The organism is Microbacterium protaetiae (assembly GCF_004135285.1).
GTDB lineage: Bacteria > Actinomycetota > Actinomycetes > Actinomycetales > Microbacteriaceae > Microbacterium > Microbacterium protaetiae.
Window position 1 is genome coordinate 417,491 of the sequence record NZ_CP035494.1, and the last position, 16,650, is coordinate 434,140.

The window sequence follows — 16,650 nt, forward strand, 5'->3', positions numbered from 1 at the left end:
ATGTCGCACCCCGAGCACGCCCCTGCACCACAGCACCCCCTCGATCCCCTCACCGGCGTCGAGATCGACCGCGCCCGCGAGATCCTCGTGGCCGCAGGTCTTCTCGGCGACACATGGCGTGTACCGATGCTGCTGCCCGATGAGCCCACCAAAGACGAGCTCGCGGCGTGGAATCCCGGCGACGAGATCGACCGGCGGGTCGACGTCACGCTGATGGATGCCGCGACCGGCCGCGTCATCGAGGCCATTGTCTCGATCACCCGGGGCGAGGTCATCAGGGCTCACGAGCACGCTGCATCCGAGCCACCCTATGGCCAGCCGCAGTACCTCTTCGAGGAGTACGGCCGTGCTCAGGAGATCGTCAAGGCCTCTCCCGAGTGGCAGGCGGCAATGCGCCGGCGTGGCCTTGAAGACCGGATCGACCTCGCGTTCTGCTCGCCACTCGCGCCGGGTTTCGTCGGCCGGGCGAACGAGGTGGGGCGGCGCGTCATCCGATCGCTCACGTTCCTGCGCGACAGCGAAGACGACATTCCATGGGCGCACCCCGTGGAGGGCCTCATCGTTCACATCGACCTCGTGAAGAACGAGGTCATCGGCATCGAAGACGAGGGAGATACCCCGGTTCCGGCCGGCAGCGGCCAGTACACGGGCGAGGCTGTGGGACCGGTGCGCACTTCGCTCAAGCCCATCGAGATCACCCAGCCCGAAGGGCCCAGCTTCCACGTCGACGGCTCGCATGTGCAGTGGGAGAACTGGTCGTTGCGTGTCGGCTTCAACGCCCGCGAAGGCCTGGTACTGCATGACGTGCGCTTCGCCGACCGGCCGGTGTTGGCGCGCGCGAGCGTACCGGAGATGGTGGTTCCCTACGGCGACACCAGCAACACCCGGTTCTGGATAAGCTACTTCGACGCAGGAGAGTACCTGCTCGGCAAGAACGCGAACCACCTCGAGCTCGGCTGCGACTGCCTGGGCGTCATCCGCTATTTCGACGGATACGTCGCCGACGACCACGGCCACGCGGTGCAGATCCCCAACGTCGTGTGCATGCACGAGGAGGATTACGGCATCCTCTGGAAGCACACCGAGCAGGGCCCGGTCGGCGCTCAGGTTCGGCGCTCGCGGCGGCTCGTCGTCTCGTACTTCTCGACGATCGGCAACTACGACTACGGCTTCTACTGGTACTTCTACTTGGACGGCTCGATCCACCTCGAGGCGAAAGCCACGGGCATCGTGTTCGTCGGCGCGGGCGAGCCGGGAAGCACGAACCCACACGCGAACGAGATAGCACCGGGCGTGTTCGCGCCTGTGCACCAGCACCTGTTCTGCGCACGGCTCGATGTCGCGGTCGACGGTGAAGACAATCGTCTCGTCGAAATCGACGCGGCGCGCATTCCCATGGGCGAGCAGAACCCGTTTGGCAACGCCTTCACCTGGACCTCGACGACGCTGGCCACCGAGCAGCAGGCGCAGCGCGAGGCGGACACCTCGGTCGCACGCGTCTGGGAGGTGCAGTCGGCTTCGAAGACCAACTACACCGGCGCGCCCACTGCCTACCATCTGATCCCCGAGCCGACAGCGCTGTTGATGGCAGATCCCGGCTCATCGGTGGCAGCGCGCGCCGCATTCGCGACCAAGCACATCTGGGCAACCGCGTACGAGCCGGGCCAGATCTGGCCGGCGGGCCGCTACCCGAACGCACACCAGGGCGGCGCCGGGCTGCCGGCATACTCGGCCGGCAACCGGTCGATCGACGGCGAAGATTTCGTGCTCTGGCACACGTTCGGTCTCACGCACATTCCGCGCACCGAGGACTGGCCGATCATGCCCGTCGACTACGCCGGATTCTGGTTCAAGCCGTACGGGTTCCTTGACCGCAATCCCGCAATGGACGTGCCCGAATCCAGCCAGGCACACGCGCGGGACGGTGGATCATGCTGCTGCGGCGGAGGGCCCTGCCATTGCGATCACTGAGCGTGCGGATTCCCAGCGCCGGGTGAGTCTCGGCTCGCGGTGTTCGACACCGTCGCCCCCTCTCCAATCGTAGGAAATAGAATGGGTCCGTCCCCCGCGTCGCGCGGGCGGCGCCGACCGCTCCGGCACGGCACCGCAGTCATACACTGGGAAACCACCGCGCACGTGCACGAATGGAGTCCTCCACAGCCATGCCCAAAGCCATCGACCACGACCAGCGACGCCGCGACATCATCGACGTCACCTGGAAACTGATCGTGAAGGGAGGGCTCGAGGCTGCCACGATGCGCGAGATCGCATCCGAGGCAGGCTTCGCCAATGGCGCACTCAAGCACTACTTTCCGGGCAAGGACGACATCATCCAGGGCGCCTATCAGCTCTCGATGGACCGCATCGTGGAGCGTCTGACCGAGTCTACGAAGGGCCTGACCGGCATCGATGCCTTCCGTGCGATCGTCCGCGCGACAATGCCATTGGATGCCGAATCCCGCGATTCCGCCCGCGTACTGTTGGCCTTCTGGGAACGGGGACTCTCGTCCGACACGATCCGCGATGCATACCAGGGGCACCTCGCCGGCTGGCGCTCAGACTCGCTGGAGCTCATCGCCCAATGCCGGGCGCAGGGGCTGATCGACACCGACGCGAGCGACGAGGAGATCGTCCGGGAGATGATCTACATGAATGTGGGTGCCACCGTGCTCAGCGCCATCACCCCCGACTTCTCCGACCGAGCCAACCTGGAAGCGATGATCGACGGCTTCTTCGAACGGTTGGGAGTGCCACGTGAGACCGGGCCCGGATCCGAATAAGACCTGAGCCCGGCCGGTCTTCAGGCGAGGATCCTTCGCAGCCAGCTCATCCGCGCGTCGTTCGCCGCCCGGCTGACGATGGCCTCGGGCGAAAACCCGCTGAAGCCGTGGTGCGCACCCGACCAGACATGCAACTCGGCCTGGCCTCCGGCTGCCCAGATGCGTGACGCATACTCGACAGCCTCGACGCGGAAGACCTCGGCTGCACCCACCTCGATGAACGCGGGCGGCAGGTCGGAGAGATCCTCCATGCGATTCGGCGCCGCCGACCAGTGCACCCGGTCGGTCCCGGCATCTTCCCCCAGCAGCGCCTTCCAGCCGGTGTCGTTGTTGTTCCGATCCCACACGCCGATGAGATCGTACTGGCGGGTGGAGACCGAGGTGTTTCGGTCATCGATCATCGGTGCGTCCAGCAGCTGGCCGACCAGCTTCGGGCCCCCGCGTTCGCGCGCCAGCAACGACACGGCAGCCGACAGGCCGCCGCCGGCAGACGAGCCCATGACGAGGATGCGCTCGGCATCGACGCCCAGGTCGGCCGCGTGCGCCGAGAACCAGACCAGGCCCGCGTAACAGTCCTCAACACCGGAGGGCCAAGGATTCTCGGGCGCCAATCGGTACTCGACTGAGACGCCCACGGCGCCGAACTCCAGCACGAGCGGAATGAGGGCCCCCGCGGCCATGAACCGGTTGCCCAACACCATGCCACCGCCGTGGATTGCATACAGCCCCGAGGCGCCGTGAACCGGATCCTTCGGGCGCACGATCGTCAGCACGATCTCGGGGTCATCGTGTGACGGTCCGGGGATCGAAACCTCTTCGATGCGTACCGGCGCATCACCGGCCATGGGTGCGAGGTCGGTGCCGATGATCCGGTCGACGTGCTCGCGACTGGCCACAATCGTGTCGGCGCGCAGTGGCATCGGCTCGAAGACCTGCCGCATCATCTCCATTCCGACCAGTAGCTCGGGGTCGTAGGGCACCGGCGGCACCCGCTCGTAGTCCGACATTCCTTCTCCACTCTGAGAGCGCGGGCGATTCCCGCGAGGGTGCGCGTCATCGCGCGATGATCGGGCCCGTGGCCCGGAGGATGTGGGATGCCGGTTCCCGGCCGTAACGGTGGGCACCGGCATCCCACGTCACGGCCCTTCGGGGTCGACGATGTCCTTGTCGGCCCAGAACGGGTCGACGGCCGCCCGCACCTCTGCGCTGCCGATCTGCTCGACGAGTTCGAAGGCGGCGATGTTGTCTTCGAGCTGGCTGAGCTTGGTGGCCCCGAACAACGTCGTCACGTTGGCCGGATGCGTGAGCGTGAAGGCGATCGCCAGGCGTGCGGGCGTGGTACCGAGCTTTTCGGCCGTCGCGACGTAGTCCGGCAGGTACCTCAGCAGCTTCGCGCGAACATCGCCCGGGTCGCGACCGACCTCGCGCGTGAGGTCGGTGCGTCCGGCGAGATACCCGCCCTCAAGGCAGTCCGACGCCTCGAACACGAACCCGTCGTCGAACAGCCTCGCGAAGGGCTCGCCGTCGGGGATCGACCGGCGCGCCACCGAGTACTTCAGCTGAGCGAACGCGGGGCCCACCAGACCCTCGGCAGCGGCGACCCGGCGCAACTCGGCGATGTTGCCAGCCGACCAGTTGTTCACGCCCCAGGCACGGGTCAGGCCATGGTCGACAAGCTCCTGCATCGCGCTCGCGATCTGCGTCATGTTCAGGTCGTCGCGATGGATGTCGCCCAGCACGACGAGGTCGGCGTGGTCGGTGCCCACGCGCAACAACGCCCGCTCGAGTTGCGGCACGAAGCCGCCATCGTAGGCGTCGGTCCACACCTTCTCGGACAGCAGCCAGTCCTCGCGGGGCGCGCCGACGGCGCGGATGATCGCCGAGAACAGCACGTCGGTGATGGCCGGCGGCTGCATGCCCGGGAACCCGTAGACACCGACGTCGAACAGGTTGACGCCGTGTTCGATCGCGGTGCTCAGCAGCGTGACGGCGTCCTCGAAGTCCATCCGGTCGTAGGTGTGCCACGAACCCAGGGCGAGGGCCGGCACCTCGAAGCCCGCGTCGCCCAGAGTGCGGCGGGGAACGGTCGCTGTCATGATCTCTCCTCCTCTACGCATCGTCAGCCCAGTCGCGGGTCGACGACAGCCTTCAGCTCGGTCTGCTCGTGCATGTGCACGATGCACTCGGATGCCTCGGTGAGCCCGACGGGCGCGCTGAACAGGGCGTCCCAGTCGTAGCGGTCGGCGAAGGCGCGAAAGAACTCGATCGCGTGGAAGTAGTCCGACACGTCACCGTTGATGGAGCCCACGACCGTGAGTTCCTTGCCCATGATCCCGGACAGCGGGAACGGTTCGCCGACCGGGCCGGTGCTGCCGATGACCACGAACGTACCGCGGGCGGCGGCCATGCCGATAGCCTCGGGGCCGACACTGGGTGCACCCGCGACGTCGATGATGAAGTTCGCGCCGGCGCCGCCGGTCAACTCCATCACCTGCGTGACGATCCCCTCGCTGCCCGCCGAGATGTTGACGGTGTGATCGGCGCCGAACCGCTTCGCGATCTCGAGCCGCTCGTCGGGGCCGCCGACGGTGATGACCTTGGACGCGCCCGAGACCTTGGCGACCGCCGTCGCGAACACGCCGAGCGCGCCCGCACCCTGCACGACGACGGTGTCGCCCACGCGGACGCCGCCGGCGCGGTCGAAACCGCGCAGCACGGTCTTGGCAGCACACCCGGCCATCGCCGCCCACGCGTCCTTGACCTCATCGGGCAGGATGAGCTTCTGCGCACCCGGGGTGACGTATGCGTACTCCGACAGGCCCGCGGTCGCGAACGGTGGCACATCGCTCCGCTGCATGAAGCCATAGCCACGGCGCTGGCAGAACACCGGCTCGCGCAGCACGGTGCATCCGAAGCACTGCCCGCACACCGACTCGGACCAGCCGATGCGCTGGCCGATCTCGAGCGGGCGTCCGGTGGCGTCGTGTGCGCCCTCACCCACCGCGATTACCTCGCCGACCATTTCGTGGCCAAGAACCATCGGCAGCATTCCGGGGAAGCTCATCTTGCCTTCCCAGATCTCGATGTCGGTGCCGCACAGCGTGGAGCAGACCAGCCGCACCAGGGCGGCGCCGGGTTCGATGGTCTCGGGCAGCGGCAGGTCCTGCAGCTCGAGCGGGGCACCATGCTCGACGAGGACGGCGGCTCGGGTGGATGTGGGAAGCGTCATCGCAATTCCATTTCTTCCGGTTCTTCCGGTTCGAAGAAGTTGTCACTCCTTCGCGGCGTGTGGTTTAGTCTACATACGTTGACACAACGTGCCACAAGTGAGAAGAGGAACGCGTGATCAATGACGACGTCCGCGCGGATCTGGTGTTGCGAGGCGGCCGGGTCCACGTGCTGGATGCACAGGACACGCGCGCCCAAGCGATCGCCATCGGCGACGGTCGCATCCTCGCGGTCGGGGCAGACACCGACATTGAGCCGTACATCGACGCCGGCACCGATGTCGTGGAGCTGGAAGGGCGGGCGGTGCTCCCCGGCATCAACGACTCCCATCTGCACGCGTCGTGGCTCGGCGGCATGTGGCCCGACACCGTGTTCGGTGCCGGTGGGCCGCGCGAGGGAGCACTCGTCCACGACGATGCGCAACGACGTGAAGCCATACTGCGCGCCGGTGAGGTGATCGCTTCGCTCGGCATCACGAGCTATACCGAGCCGGGCATCGGCCCCGGCGAAGACGACGGACCCACCGGCAGCTTCGGCCAGCCCGTACTCGACCTGTATCGCACGCTCGACGCCGAAGGACTGCTGCGAGCGCGAGTGAACCTGCTGCTGGTATTCGGCCTCATCGACGGGCCGGCGCGCACGCAGGCCATCCTCGACGGCATCCGCGACGCCGACACGACCGTCCGCGATCCCGCGCGGTTCCGCATCGCGGGCGTGAAGATCTTCGGCGACGGCATCCCGCCCATGCGGAATGCTTACATCCACGGGCGGTACGACGACGGCACGCACGGTGCGCTGCTGCTCGACGGCGGCGACGACGACGAGCGCGAAGCGCACCTGCGCACCGCGATCGTGGCTGCTCACGAAGCGGGCCTGCAGGTGGCCGTGCACGCCACCGGCGACCGCACCATCGACGTGGTGGTGGATGCCGTCCGTCGGGCCGTCGCGCAGCATCCCGCCGACCTGCGACATTATGTCGTGCACGCCGACCTGCTGCCGCGGGACACCGCGCCGCTGCTGGCCGAGGCCGGCATGGGCGCGACGATCCAGGCCGGGATCGCGGCGGTGACCTCGGAGTGGGCAGCGGCGGCCACCGGCGGACCCGTGCCGACGCCCGACTGGCCGGCGCGCGCTCTGTTCGATGCGGGTGTCCCGTTCACGCTCAGCTCGGACGCCCCGGTGCTGCCCCCGGACTGGCGCACCGAGATCGCCGCCGCCGACCGGCTGCTCGGCCCCGCGGCCGATGCCCGGGCGCGCCTGCACGAGCTGCTGCGCCGCTACACGGCGGTGCCGGCCTGGCAGGACCACGCCGAGAGCTGGAAGGGCACTCTCGAGCCGGGCAAGGTCGCCGACCTCGCCGTGCTCTCGGACGACCCCGACGCTGTCGGCGCCCAGGGCCTGCCCACACTCCGCATCGAGCGCACGTACCTCGGCGGCGAGGTCGTCTACGACGCCGCTTCCGCGCCGATCGCGACCGGTGAGGCGTAGCCCGCGGCATCCGTGGTCGTGGCGGCAACGATGAAGGGGTGGATGCCGCAAGCCGCGGCATCCACCCCTTTACGCCGGCGCTCAGGCCAGGAGCTGGCCGCCGTCAACCGGCAGGCTGACACCCGTGATGTCGGCTGCGCCGTCCGAGGCGAGGAACACCGCCGCTGCCGCGACCTGCGCCGGGTCGGCCATCTGCCTGAGCGGGATGCGAGCAAGCCAGGCCTCACGCATCGGCGAGCCGTCCGGCATGCCCATCTTCATCATCGGTGTATCGACGGGCCCTGGCGCGACCGCGTTGACGCGGATGCCATGTGCGGCTAGTTCGATGGCGGCCCACCGGGTCTGCGCGTCGACGGCGGCTTTGCTCGTCTCGTAGGCACCCATGCCCGGGGTGGGCTGGCGTCCGCCGATGGACGAGATGTTCACGATCGCGCCGCGGGTGCCCACCCCGACCATGTGCGCAGCGACAGCCTGCGTCACCGCGAAGGTCCCAAGGATGTTCACGCGGATCGTCGACTCGTAGTCGGCAACCGGCAGGGTGAGTACGTCGCCGTGCAGGTGCAGAATGCCGGCATTGTTGACCAGCACGCCGATGGGGCCATGCTCGTGGGCGATGTCGGCGACCGCCGCGGCGACCGCCTGCGGATCGGTGATGTCGATGCCCGCCGTCGGGGCGTTCAGCTCGGCGCCGGCAGCGTCGAGCTTCTCTCCAGGCAGATCGACGAGGACCACGCGGTCCCCTGCGGACTGGAAAGCCTCGGCGAGGAAGCGGCCGATGCCGCCTGCCCCGCCCGTGATCAGGACCGTGCGTGTGCTCACCTGTGACTCCTTCGGCTCGGTGGGGAGGAAATGACCCGCCTGGATATTATACGGTTGTAGAAAAACAATCGCATACTCTGGGAGGCATCGTGGCCGACAACATCGTCCCCACCCGCGCACTCGGCCCCGGCGGGCCCGAGATTCCGGTCTTCGCACTTGGTTCATGGAACATCTGGGACCGCATGGAGCGCGATGACGCCGTCGCCCTCGTGCAGCGCGCGACCGCCGCCGGCGCGGGGTTCTTCGACGTCGGCAACTACAACATGGGGCCGCACGCCGAGGGTGCGCGCACTGACATCCTGTTCGGCGAGATCGTGCGCGAGGCTGGCCTGGACCGCTCCGACTATCTGGTGTGCGGCAAGCTCTGGCTCTGGGACTATCCGAACACCGGCTTCGACGACTGGATGCACACCTCGCTCGACCGCATCGGCATCGATTCCGTCGACACAGTCGTGGTGGGCGATCACATGGCACCCGTCGACATCCGACAGGTCGTCCGCGACATCCAGGGCGAGATCGACGCGGGCCGTGTCAGCTCCTGGGGCATCAACAACTGGCCGTACGATGAGGCGGTCCTCGCGATCGAGTTCGCACAGGCCGAAGGCCTCACCCCACCAAGCTTCGCGCAGCTGAAGTACTCGCTCGTGCGCCGATCGATGGCTGAGGGACCGTTCTACGGCGAGCTGTTCGCCGACGGTCGCCTCACGCTTCAGGCCTCGGACGTGTTCGAGGGCGGCATCCTGGTGGGCAAGACCTCCCCCGGGCGCAAGATCGGTGCGGACGTGGGCGGCATCCGAGACGCCATCATCGCGGCATGGCCCGGCGTACAGAAGATAGCTGAAGGGCTGGCTGTCACCCCCGCCCAGCTTGCCATCGCTTACTGCCTTGCCAACCCCGCGACCGCGAACGTCTTGTTCGGCTGCCGTTCGATCGCGCAGTTCGACGACGCCATCGGCGCGCTGACGCTGCTCGAGCGGCTCGGGGCGGACCCCATTCGGGATGCCGCTGCCGGCCTCTGGCTGGACCGCGACGTCAACCCCGACGGCACCTGGTTTCCTCCCGGCGGCATCGCCGGCGGCGTGGCGCCGGCACCGGTCAGCTGAGCTCGCTCAACGATCGGTCGTGACGAACCTCACGGCGGCCGCGCGGAACTCGGGGGACGCGAGCGCGCCGAGGTGGTCACCGGGAACCCGTTCGAGCGTCGAACCGGGCACGGCCGTGACGAGCGCCTCAACGCCCTGCGACATCTGGTCGTCGGAACCCGAGATGAACAGCGTCGGGCAGGTCGGGGCATCCACTCCCGCATCGAACGGCTCGGCGTGCAGGGCGTCGATCAGACCGACCACGCTGGCCGCGTCGACGCCCGGGGCCCGCAGAATCTGCGCGAGCATCCCGATCATCGGGTCGGCAGGGACCGCTCCCCCGGCGGCGGCCTCGAGTGCGTCGACGTCGATTTCACCGAACGGGTCCATTGGGCTGAGCCCCCCCAGCACCAGCCGCCGCACGAGGCCGCTGCCGGCCAGGGTCCAGGCGAGCCGAGCGCCCAGCGAGTATGCGATGACGTCGGCGACTTCAAGCCCCGCATCGGCGATGGCATCGGCGAGAGCCGCGGCGATGTCGCTCGTGGTCGCTTGGCCTCGGTGCAGCGAGGGGCCGTCTCCGTGACCGGGCAGATCGACGACGATCGCCCCGCGACCGGCGTCGGCGAGCGCCTGGACGACACCGGTCGTCTCCCAGTCGGAGCGGCCGTCGGAGGCGAGCCCATGGATGAGAAGCACCGCATCGGCGCCCGGGAGGTTCCTGACAGTGAGAAGCGTGTTGGTCATAGGTCCATCATGCCGAGGTTTGATTTTATTTTCCACACTTGTAGAGTTGTGCATCCAGCCTCGAGGCGGAGCCTGTCACCCGACTCGATGTGGAGAACAACGACGTGACATCCACCACAGGAGAATCGCAATGACTGCCGACCCCACCCGCATCCTCGACATCGCCACTGGTTACATGGCGTCCAAGCAGCTGTTCAACGCAGCACGCATAGGACTGTTCCGCGCCATCGCCGAGGGCGCACACTCACCCGCCGAGGTGGCCGCCGCCACCGAACATCCGGAACGCCAGGTGCGCATCTTGCTCGATGGCGCCGCCGCTGCGGGCCTTCTCAACCGCGCCGACGGACACTACGTCTTGGCGGACGACGCCGCCGAGTACCTCACCGGCGGCGAGCGGGACCTGAGCGCCTTCCTGAACTTCCTCGAAAAGGGCAGCTTCGAGGCGTTCGGGCACTATCGTCACACCGTCGACGCCGACGAGGGCGGCACCCTCGACTTCGACGAGGCGGGGTGGGGCATGTTCATGGCCGGCGTCATGCAGTACAACGGCCTGCATGCGCACTGGTTCGGCGAGAAGTTCCCCACGTCGGGCCCGATCAGCGTGCTGGACTTCGGTGGGTTCACGGCGGGCTGGTCGATCGAGCTGGCCAAGCGCAACCCCGAGCTGACCTCACGCATGGTGTACCCGGCTGAGTCCGGACCGATGCTCACCCCCGAGATCGAAGCTGCGGGCCTATCCGACCGCATCGCGGTCGAAGCCGGCGAGACCGCAACCGCCGTGCCCGGTGGCGCGCACGACCTGATCCTGGCCGTGCACGTCATCCATCGCTTCACCGACGAGCAGAACCGGCGGATCCTGAAGAACCTGCGCGCATCAGCGAAGGCAGACGCCAAGCTCGCGCTGTTCGACTTCTTCCTCGACTCGCTGCCCACCCAACGCGAGCTCGACGCGCGCCATGCCGCCGAATACTTCAACTTCGACGGCACCATCGTCTGGCCCGAGGAGACCGTCGCATCATGGCTCGAAGACGCCGGCTGGCGCTTCAACGAGTACGTCGATGTGCCCGGCAGCCCGCGCGTTCTGGTCGCAACCGCGGCCTGATGTCACAAGACGACAACAGTCGGAGAAAATAGGGTTGCACAGTTTGTCAACAACTGTAGAATCACAGAACCACGGGTCATGGCCGACACGTCACGGTCACCCCTCCATCACTGAACTTCACGGAAAGAAGTGAGATGAAGAAGAAGACCATCTGGGGCATCGCTGCGATGATCGCTGCCACAGCCCTCTCGCTGACCGCCTGTTCGGGCGGCACCGGCACAGCCACCAACGACGGCGGCGACGGTTCTGCTCCCGACACGCTGAGCATCGGCACCGTCTTCGACAAGACCGGTTGGGAGATCGGGCAGAGCGGCGCCGGCTTCAACGCGCCGTTCTTCTCGGCGGTGTACGACTCGCTCGTCCTCATCGACGAGAAGAGCGAGCCGTACGGTCAGCTGGCCAAGAGCTTCGACATGTCGAAGGACGAGCTGACCTACACCTTCCACCTGGCTGACGGTGTGACCTTCAGCGACGGCGAGCCGTTCAATGCCGACGCGGCGATCGCAAACTTCGACTACCTGCGCAAGGCGCCGTTCACTGCTCCCGCATACGTGAACGTCGTCAAGACGACCAAGGTTGATGACGCGACCGTCGAAGTCACGCTGTCGCAGCCCGACCCGGGCTTCCTCTTCAACCTCGGTCTGGGCAACAGCTACATGGTCTCGCCCAAGGTGCTCTCCGATCCGAAGTACACGCAGGAGACCTCCCCCGATGGCGGTTCGGGCGCATACACGTTCGACGCGTCGAAGTCGACCGCGGGCCAGGATTACTTCTTCACGAAGAACCCCGACGCGTGGCAGGCCGACAAGTTCCCGTGGAAGACCGTCGAGGTGCACGTGATCCCCGACGCGACAGCAATGTCGAACGCAATGTCCACGGGCGTCATCAACGTGGAATTCGCCTCGTGGAGCGACCAGCTCAAGGCAGACGCCGACGAGAACGGCTGGACCATCACAGATGTCATGAGCGGATGGACCGGGCTCATGCTCGCCGATCGTGATGGCTCGAAGTTCGAGCCCCTCGGCAACCTCAAGGTACGTCAGGCTCTGAACATGGCCTTCGACCGCGCCGCGATCACGAAGGCGGCCAACGACCCGAACGGCGTACCCACCAACCAGGTGTTCACGACGATCGACCCCGAACTCGACAAGCTGTACCCATACGATGTCGCAAAGGCGAAGCAGCTGCTTGCCGAGGCGGGCTACCCGAACGGCTTTACGCTGAGCCTGCCGACGATGTCACTGTTCGCGGCGACCGCGGCCACGGTCAAGCAGTCGCTCGAAGAGATCGGCATCACGGTCAAGGTTGAGAACCTCGATCCTGCCACCTACAACCAGCAGGTGTTCGCCGGAAACTTCCCGGTGTACATGGCATTCCTGCAGTTGTACGGAAACCCGACGAAGACGATCACCGACTTCTTCACCCCCGGCATGTCGAACCCGTTCGACTCGGCCAAGGGAAACGCACAGTTGGAGAAGCTGAACGCTCAGCTGCACACCGCCGGTGCCGACGTCGACAAGATCGCTGGCGAATACAACACCTACGCGACCGAGAACGCGTGGTTCGTGGTGTGGAACCATGGTGCGTCGTACTACGTCACGGTTCCCGGGGTCACCATCCGTCCGGTCCAGGGTCTGTACGTCCCCAACCTGGAGCAGTTCCTGCCCGCAGGCAGCTGACGCAGGCACGACCTCCGCGGGGAGGGGCGCGATCTGCTCCTCCCCGCACAACCAGATCGGACAGTAATGATCGTTTTCGTCGCCCGACGAGTCCTGAGTGCAGTTGTACTCGTGCTCGCGATGGCCGTCGGCGCCTTCTTCATGGCCCATCTGGCCATTCCCGACCCGACGGCCACCCTGATCGGAAAGACCGCCACCCCCGAGCAGATCGCTGCTTTGCGTGAACGGATCGGATTGGACCAGCCATTGCTGACCCAGTTCTGGAACTGGTTCACCGGGCTGCTCCACGGCGATTTCGGTCTCTCCTGGCGTACCAACACCCCGATCCTCACCGACCTGGGCATCCGCATCCCGGTGACGATGTCGGTGGTCGTGTTCGGTCTGCTGCTGTGCGCGATCTTCGGAACGATCCTCGGAATCGCTGCAGGGCTCCGCCCTGGCAGCACCGTCGACCGGATCACCAAGGGCGCATCCGTCGTCCTGTTCGCCGTACCGGGATATTGGGTCGCCGTCTTCCTCATCATCGTCTTCGCTGTGCATCTGCGCTGGTTCCCGGCACTCGGATACATCCGTCCGGATGTCTCCGTTGGCCGCTGGCTGCAATCGATCACCCTCCCCGCCATCGCGCTCGCACTGGGCGGCGTCGTGATGATCGCCGAGCAGCTACGCAACGCCATCGTCACAGCCGGCTCCAGCGACTTCATCCGTACTTTGCGCAGCCGCGGTCTGAGCACCGCCCGCATATCGCTGCATCTGCTGCGCAACGCTGCCCCGGCCGCCGTCACCGTCCTTGCCCTGATGTTCGTGAGTCTGCTGGGCGGCGTCATCGTGCTCGAGACGGTCTTCAATCTCCCCGGCCTGGGCATCGCCACACAGCAGGCGTCTCAGGTCGGCGACATCCCGATGCTCCTGGCGATCACGGTGACCACTGTTGTGTTCGTGGTCATCGTCAATTTCCTGCTCGACCTCGTGTTGGGCTGGATCAACCCGAAGGCGAGGATCCGATGACCACCGGCGTCATCTACAGCCGTGCGAACGCCGGCCGGCCAAAGAAGCGGCGCTCATCGCGCAGCGTCGCGCGCCGCTTCTTCACCCACCCGGGCGGTCTCATCCCCGGGATCATCATTCTGGTCGTCCTCGTTGCGACGTATTCCGCGCCGCTGATTCAGATGCACGATCCCGCCCACATCGATTACGACCTCGTCAACGCGATGCCCAGCTGGCAGCACATCCTCGGCGGTGACGCCGTCGGTCGCGACCTGTGGTCCCGTCTGGTGTGGGGCGGCCAGGAGGCCTTTCTCGGCGCGCTCATCGTCATGGTGGTGGGGATCGGCATCGGCGTTCCGGCCGGTCTTCTGGGCGGCTACTTCGGCGGCCTTCCCGACAGCGGTCTGAGCTGGATCAGCGATGCGCTGATGTCAGTGCCGGGCATGATCGTGCTGCTCATCGTCGCTGGTGGCACCAACGGAAACATGCTGATCCTGATGGCCGTGATGGGTGTTTTCATGGCACCGGGCTATTACCGGCTCACACGTGCAGCCACCATGGCAGTGCGCAATGAGCCCTATGTCGACGCCGCGAAAGTCTCAGGCGTCAGTCACTCTCGCATCGTCGGGTCGCACATTCTGCGGGTCATCGCCGCACCGATCATCATCCAGACCTCGCTCACTGCTGGCGTTGCGCTCGGCATGCAAGCCGGTCTGCAGTTCATTGGCATCGGTGACACTCTCAAGCCCAGCTGGGGCGGCATGATGAGCGACGGGATGAAGAGCATTCTCACGAACCCCTGGCTCATGGTGCCGCCCGCCATCGTCCTGGGGCTGGTGATCGCCTCGTTCGCCATCATGGGCTCCACCCTGGGTCAGATCACCGGGACCCGCAGCGAGAAAGTACGCCGTCTCACGAAGGCCGATCGCAGAGGCATCCGTGCGCGCGCCACGGTCAGCGCCGGCCTGCCGGCGCCCGAACAAGACGTCGCCGTCCGCGTGCGAGGCTTGAAGGTTTCCTACGCACTGGCCGATCGCGAGTCGGAGGTGCTGCACGGCGTCGACTTCGAAGTGCGCACGAGCAAGGTACTCGGGATCGTCGGCGAGTCCGGATCGGGCAAGTCTCAGTCGGTATTCGCCCTGCTCGACCTGCTGCCAGGCAACGCCATCGCCCAGGCCGAGGGGATCTGGATCGACGGAGCGAACGTCCAGCCACTGTCCCACGCGCGCCGACGGGCTCTGCTGGGCCGTGACATCGCCTATATCCCCCAGGAACCGATCAGCAACCTCGACCCGATGTTCACAATCGGACATCAGCTCATCGAGCCCATGCGCGCGGTGCTGAAGATGGGCAAGCGCGGGTCTCGTGAGTACGCCATCTCCTTGCTTCGCCGCGTGGGCATCACCGACCCGGAGCGCGTCATGAAGCTGTACCCGCACGAGGTCTCGGGCGGGATGGCGCAGCGGGTGCTGATCGCGGGAGCACTGGCCGGTCGCCCCAAGCTGCTCGTGGCCGACGAGCCGACGACGGCGCTCGATGTCACCGTGCAGGCAGAAGTGCTCGAGCTGCTGCGGGAGCTGCAGGCAGAGGAAGGGATGGCGCTGATCATCGTCACGCATAACTTCGGGGTCGTCGCCGACATCTGCGACGATGTCACCGTCATGAAGGACGGGCGTGTGATCGAGGCTGGGCCCGTCCGCGACATCTTCCGCGCCCCCGCCGACCCGTACACGCGGGAACTTATCGCGGCCTGCCTCGACGATTCCGAATCACGCCGCGAACTCGACGAGCACGCAGAGCGCCGCACGCTGGAAGGAGCACCGGCATGAGTGCAGCATCCGCCCCTTTGCTGACCGTCGAGAATGTCGACGTCCACTACGGCAAGTTCCAGGCGTTGAAGAACATCAGCCTCGAGATCTCTCCTGGCGAGTGCATGGGACTGGTCGGTGAGTCCGGATCAGGAAAGTCGACGCTTGGCAAGGCGATCCTCGGACTCGCGGACGCGTCATCGGGCACGATCAGGTTCGACGGGCAGGACATCACCCGCCTGCGCGGACGTGCGCGCCGCAATTTGGCGCAGAGTATCCAGGTCGTCTTCCAGGACCCGTACGGGTCGCTGGACCCGGCCATGACCATCGGCCAGATCCTCGCAGAGCCGCTGCGTGTGGCCGGAGTCTCGTGGGCTGAGGCCAAGGCGACGATTATCGAGATGCTCGGTCGGGTACGCCTCCCCGCAGAGAGCATCGAACGCTACCCGAACGAGTTCTCGGGCGGCCAGCGGCAGCGCATCGCGATCGCCCGTGCACTCGTGCGGCGGCCGCGCCTGATCATCTGCGACGAACCGGTCTCGGCGCTCGATCTGACCACGCAGGCGACGATCATCGACCTGTTCATCGAGCTGCAGCGCGAGACAGGCGTCGCCTACCTGTTCGTCTCGCACGACCTGGGAGTGGTGCGCCGTATCTGTCACCGGGTAGCCGTCATGTACAAGGGCGAGATCCTCGAGCAAGGGCCGGGCGAGCAAGTGACCACGGCGCCCGCGCAGCCATACAGTCAGCGGTTGCTGATGGCCTCGCCGGTCGCCGACCCCGACGCGCAGGCCGAGCGCCGCGAGGAATGGCTCAAGATCCGTGCGGCGTGAGGGCCTCGGCGCGCGCCGTGGCCCTCAGCCCGTCGAGGTAGCGTTCAACGCCGCCGCCGCCGCTCAGTCCAAGTGCGTCGCTGTGTCGGGGTCGGCACCG

The 16,650-nt window shown here is 66.6% G+C and carries 14 protein-coding genes; 9 read left to right on the plus strand and 5 right to left on the minus strand.

Annotated features, from left to right (window positions below; genetic code table 11):
- Together ET475_RS01910 and ET475_RS01915 are read left to right on the plus strand one after the other, a co-directional pair.
- Complete coding sequence (locus ET475_RS01910; protein WP_129385506.1) at positions 1-1,971, plus strand: primary-amine oxidase; 1,971 nt, start codon at positions 1-3, stop codon at positions 1,969-1,971.
- Between the two features lie 173 nt (positions 1,972-2,144).
- Complete coding sequence (locus tag ET475_RS01915; protein WP_242497728.1) at positions 2,145-2,780, plus strand: TetR/AcrR family transcriptional regulator; 636 nt, start codon at positions 2,145-2,147, stop codon at positions 2,778-2,780.
- Positions 2,781-2,800: 20 nt separating this feature from the next.
- Here ET475_RS01915 and ET475_RS01920 read toward each other — a convergent pair whose 3' ends face one another.
- From ET475_RS01920 to ET475_RS01930, 3 genes are all read right to left on the minus strand, one after another.
- A complete protein-coding gene (locus ET475_RS01920) occupies positions 2,801-3,787 on the minus strand; it encodes an alpha/beta hydrolase (protein WP_129385508.1) in 987 nt (328 codons plus the stop codon).
- Between the two features lie 129 nt (positions 3,788-3,916).
- Positions 3,917-4,876, minus strand: a complete 960-nt coding sequence (locus tag ET475_RS01925) for an aldo/keto reductase (RefSeq protein WP_129385510.1) — start codon at positions 4,874-4,876, stop codon at positions 3,917-3,919.
- A 23-nt stretch (positions 4,877-4,899) separates the two neighbouring features.
- Positions 4,900-6,009: a zinc-binding dehydrogenase gene (locus ET475_RS01930; protein ID WP_129385512.1), complete on the minus strand. Its 1,110-nt coding sequence runs from the start codon at positions 6,007-6,009 to the stop codon at positions 4,900-4,902.
- Positions 6,010-6,122: 113 nt separating this feature from the next.
- Between ET475_RS01930 and ET475_RS01935 the strand changes: the two genes are divergently transcribed.
- Positions 6,123-7,496 (plus strand): amidohydrolase, encoded by a 1,374-nt coding sequence (locus ET475_RS01935; protein WP_207205388.1) that lies wholly within the window; start codon positions 6,123-6,125, stop codon positions 7,494-7,496.
- A gap of 81 nt (positions 7,497-7,577) precedes the next feature.
- On the opposite strand, the gene ET475_RS01940 is transcribed toward ET475_RS01935, so the two are convergent.
- Positions 7,578-8,315, minus strand: coding sequence for an SDR family NAD(P)-dependent oxidoreductase (locus ET475_RS01940; protein ID WP_242497729.1), 738 nt, complete (start codon positions 8,313-8,315; stop codon positions 7,578-7,580).
- Positions 8,316-8,404: 89 nt separating this feature from the next.
- On the opposite strand from ET475_RS01940, the gene ET475_RS01945 reads away from it, so the two are divergent.
- Positions 8,405-9,418: an aldo/keto reductase gene (locus ET475_RS01945; protein WP_242497730.1), complete on the plus strand. Its 1,014-nt coding sequence runs from the start codon at positions 8,405-8,407 to the stop codon at positions 9,416-9,418.
- 6 nt (positions 9,419-9,424) lie between these two features.
- Here the strand turns inward: ET475_RS01945 and ET475_RS01950 are convergent, their stop codons facing one another.
- Positions 9,425-10,141 (minus strand): alpha/beta fold hydrolase, encoded by a 717-nt coding sequence (locus tag ET475_RS01950; RefSeq protein WP_129385514.1) that lies wholly within the window; start codon positions 10,139-10,141, stop codon positions 9,425-9,427.
- A 130-nt stretch (positions 10,142-10,271) separates the two neighbouring features.
- Between ET475_RS01950 and ET475_RS01955 the strand changes: the two genes are divergently transcribed.
- From ET475_RS01955 to ET475_RS01975, 5 genes are all read left to right on the plus strand, one after another.
- The gene (locus ET475_RS01955; RefSeq protein ID WP_129385516.1) at positions 10,272-11,243 is read left to right on the plus strand and encodes a methyltransferase family protein; all 972 of its coding nucleotides are present in this window, start codon (positions 10,272-10,274) and stop codon (positions 11,241-11,243) included.
- 134 nt (positions 11,244-11,377) lie between these two features.
- A complete protein-coding gene (locus tag ET475_RS01960; protein ID WP_129385518.1) occupies positions 11,378-12,922 on the plus strand; it encodes an ABC transporter substrate-binding protein in 1,545 nt (514 codons plus the stop codon).
- 66 nt (positions 12,923-12,988) lie between these two features.
- The gene (locus tag ET475_RS01965) at positions 12,989-13,930 is read left to right on the plus strand and encodes an ABC transporter permease (protein WP_129385520.1); all 942 of its coding nucleotides are present in this window, start codon (positions 12,989-12,991) and stop codon (positions 13,928-13,930) included.
- Entirely contained in the window at positions 13,927-15,738 is a 1,812-nt protein-coding gene (locus ET475_RS01970; RefSeq protein ID WP_129385522.1) for a dipeptide/oligopeptide/nickel ABC transporter permease/ATP-binding protein, read from the plus strand. Before ET475_RS01965 ends, ET475_RS01970 begins: the two co-directional genes overlap by 4 nt.
- Positions 15,735-16,550: an ABC transporter ATP-binding protein gene (locus ET475_RS01975; RefSeq protein ID WP_129385523.1), complete on the plus strand. Its 816-nt coding sequence runs from the start codon at positions 15,735-15,737 to the stop codon at positions 16,548-16,550. The genes ET475_RS01970 and ET475_RS01975 overlap by 4 nt, the downstream gene beginning before the upstream one ends.
- Positions 16,551-16,650 lie beyond the last annotated feature (100 nt).

Coding starts and splice junctions, on each gene's coding strand:
- ET475_RS01950 (WP_129385514.1), bottom strand. CDS start 10,141: ATGACCAACACGCTTCTCACTGTCAGGAACCTCCCGGGCGCCGATGCG.
- ET475_RS01970 (WP_129385522.1), top strand. CDS start 13,927: ATGACCACCGGCGTCATCTACAGCCGTGCGAACGCCGGCCGGCCAAAG.
- ET475_RS01925 (WP_129385510.1), bottom strand. CDS start 4,876: ATGACAGCGACCGTTCCCCGCCGCACTCTGGGCGACGCGGGCTTCGAG.
- ET475_RS01910 (WP_129385506.1), top strand. CDS start 1: ATGTCGCACCCCGAGCACGCCCCTGCACCACAGCACCCCCTCGATCCC.
- ET475_RS01915 (WP_242497728.1), top strand. CDS start 2,145: ATGGAGTCCTCCACAGCCATGCCCAAAGCCATCGACCACGACCAGCGA.
- ET475_RS01930 (WP_129385512.1), bottom strand. CDS start 6,009: ATGACGCTTCCCACATCCACCCGAGCCGCCGTCCTCGTCGAGCATGGT.
- ET475_RS01955 (WP_129385516.1), top strand. CDS start 10,272: ATGACTGCCGACCCCACCCGCATCCTCGACATCGCCACTGGTTACATG.
- ET475_RS01960 (WP_129385518.1), top strand. CDS start 11,378: ATGAAGAAGAAGACCATCTGGGGCATCGCTGCGATGATCGCTGCCACA.
- ET475_RS01975 (WP_129385523.1), top strand. CDS start 15,735: ATGAGTGCAGCATCCGCCCCTTTGCTGACCGTCGAGAATGTCGACGTC.
- ET475_RS01965 (WP_129385520.1), top strand. CDS start 12,989: ATGATCGTTTTCGTCGCCCGACGAGTCCTGAGTGCAGTTGTACTCGTG.
- ET475_RS01920 (WP_129385508.1), bottom strand. CDS start 3,787: ATGTCGGACTACGAGCGGGTGCCGCCGGTGCCCTACGACCCCGAGCTA.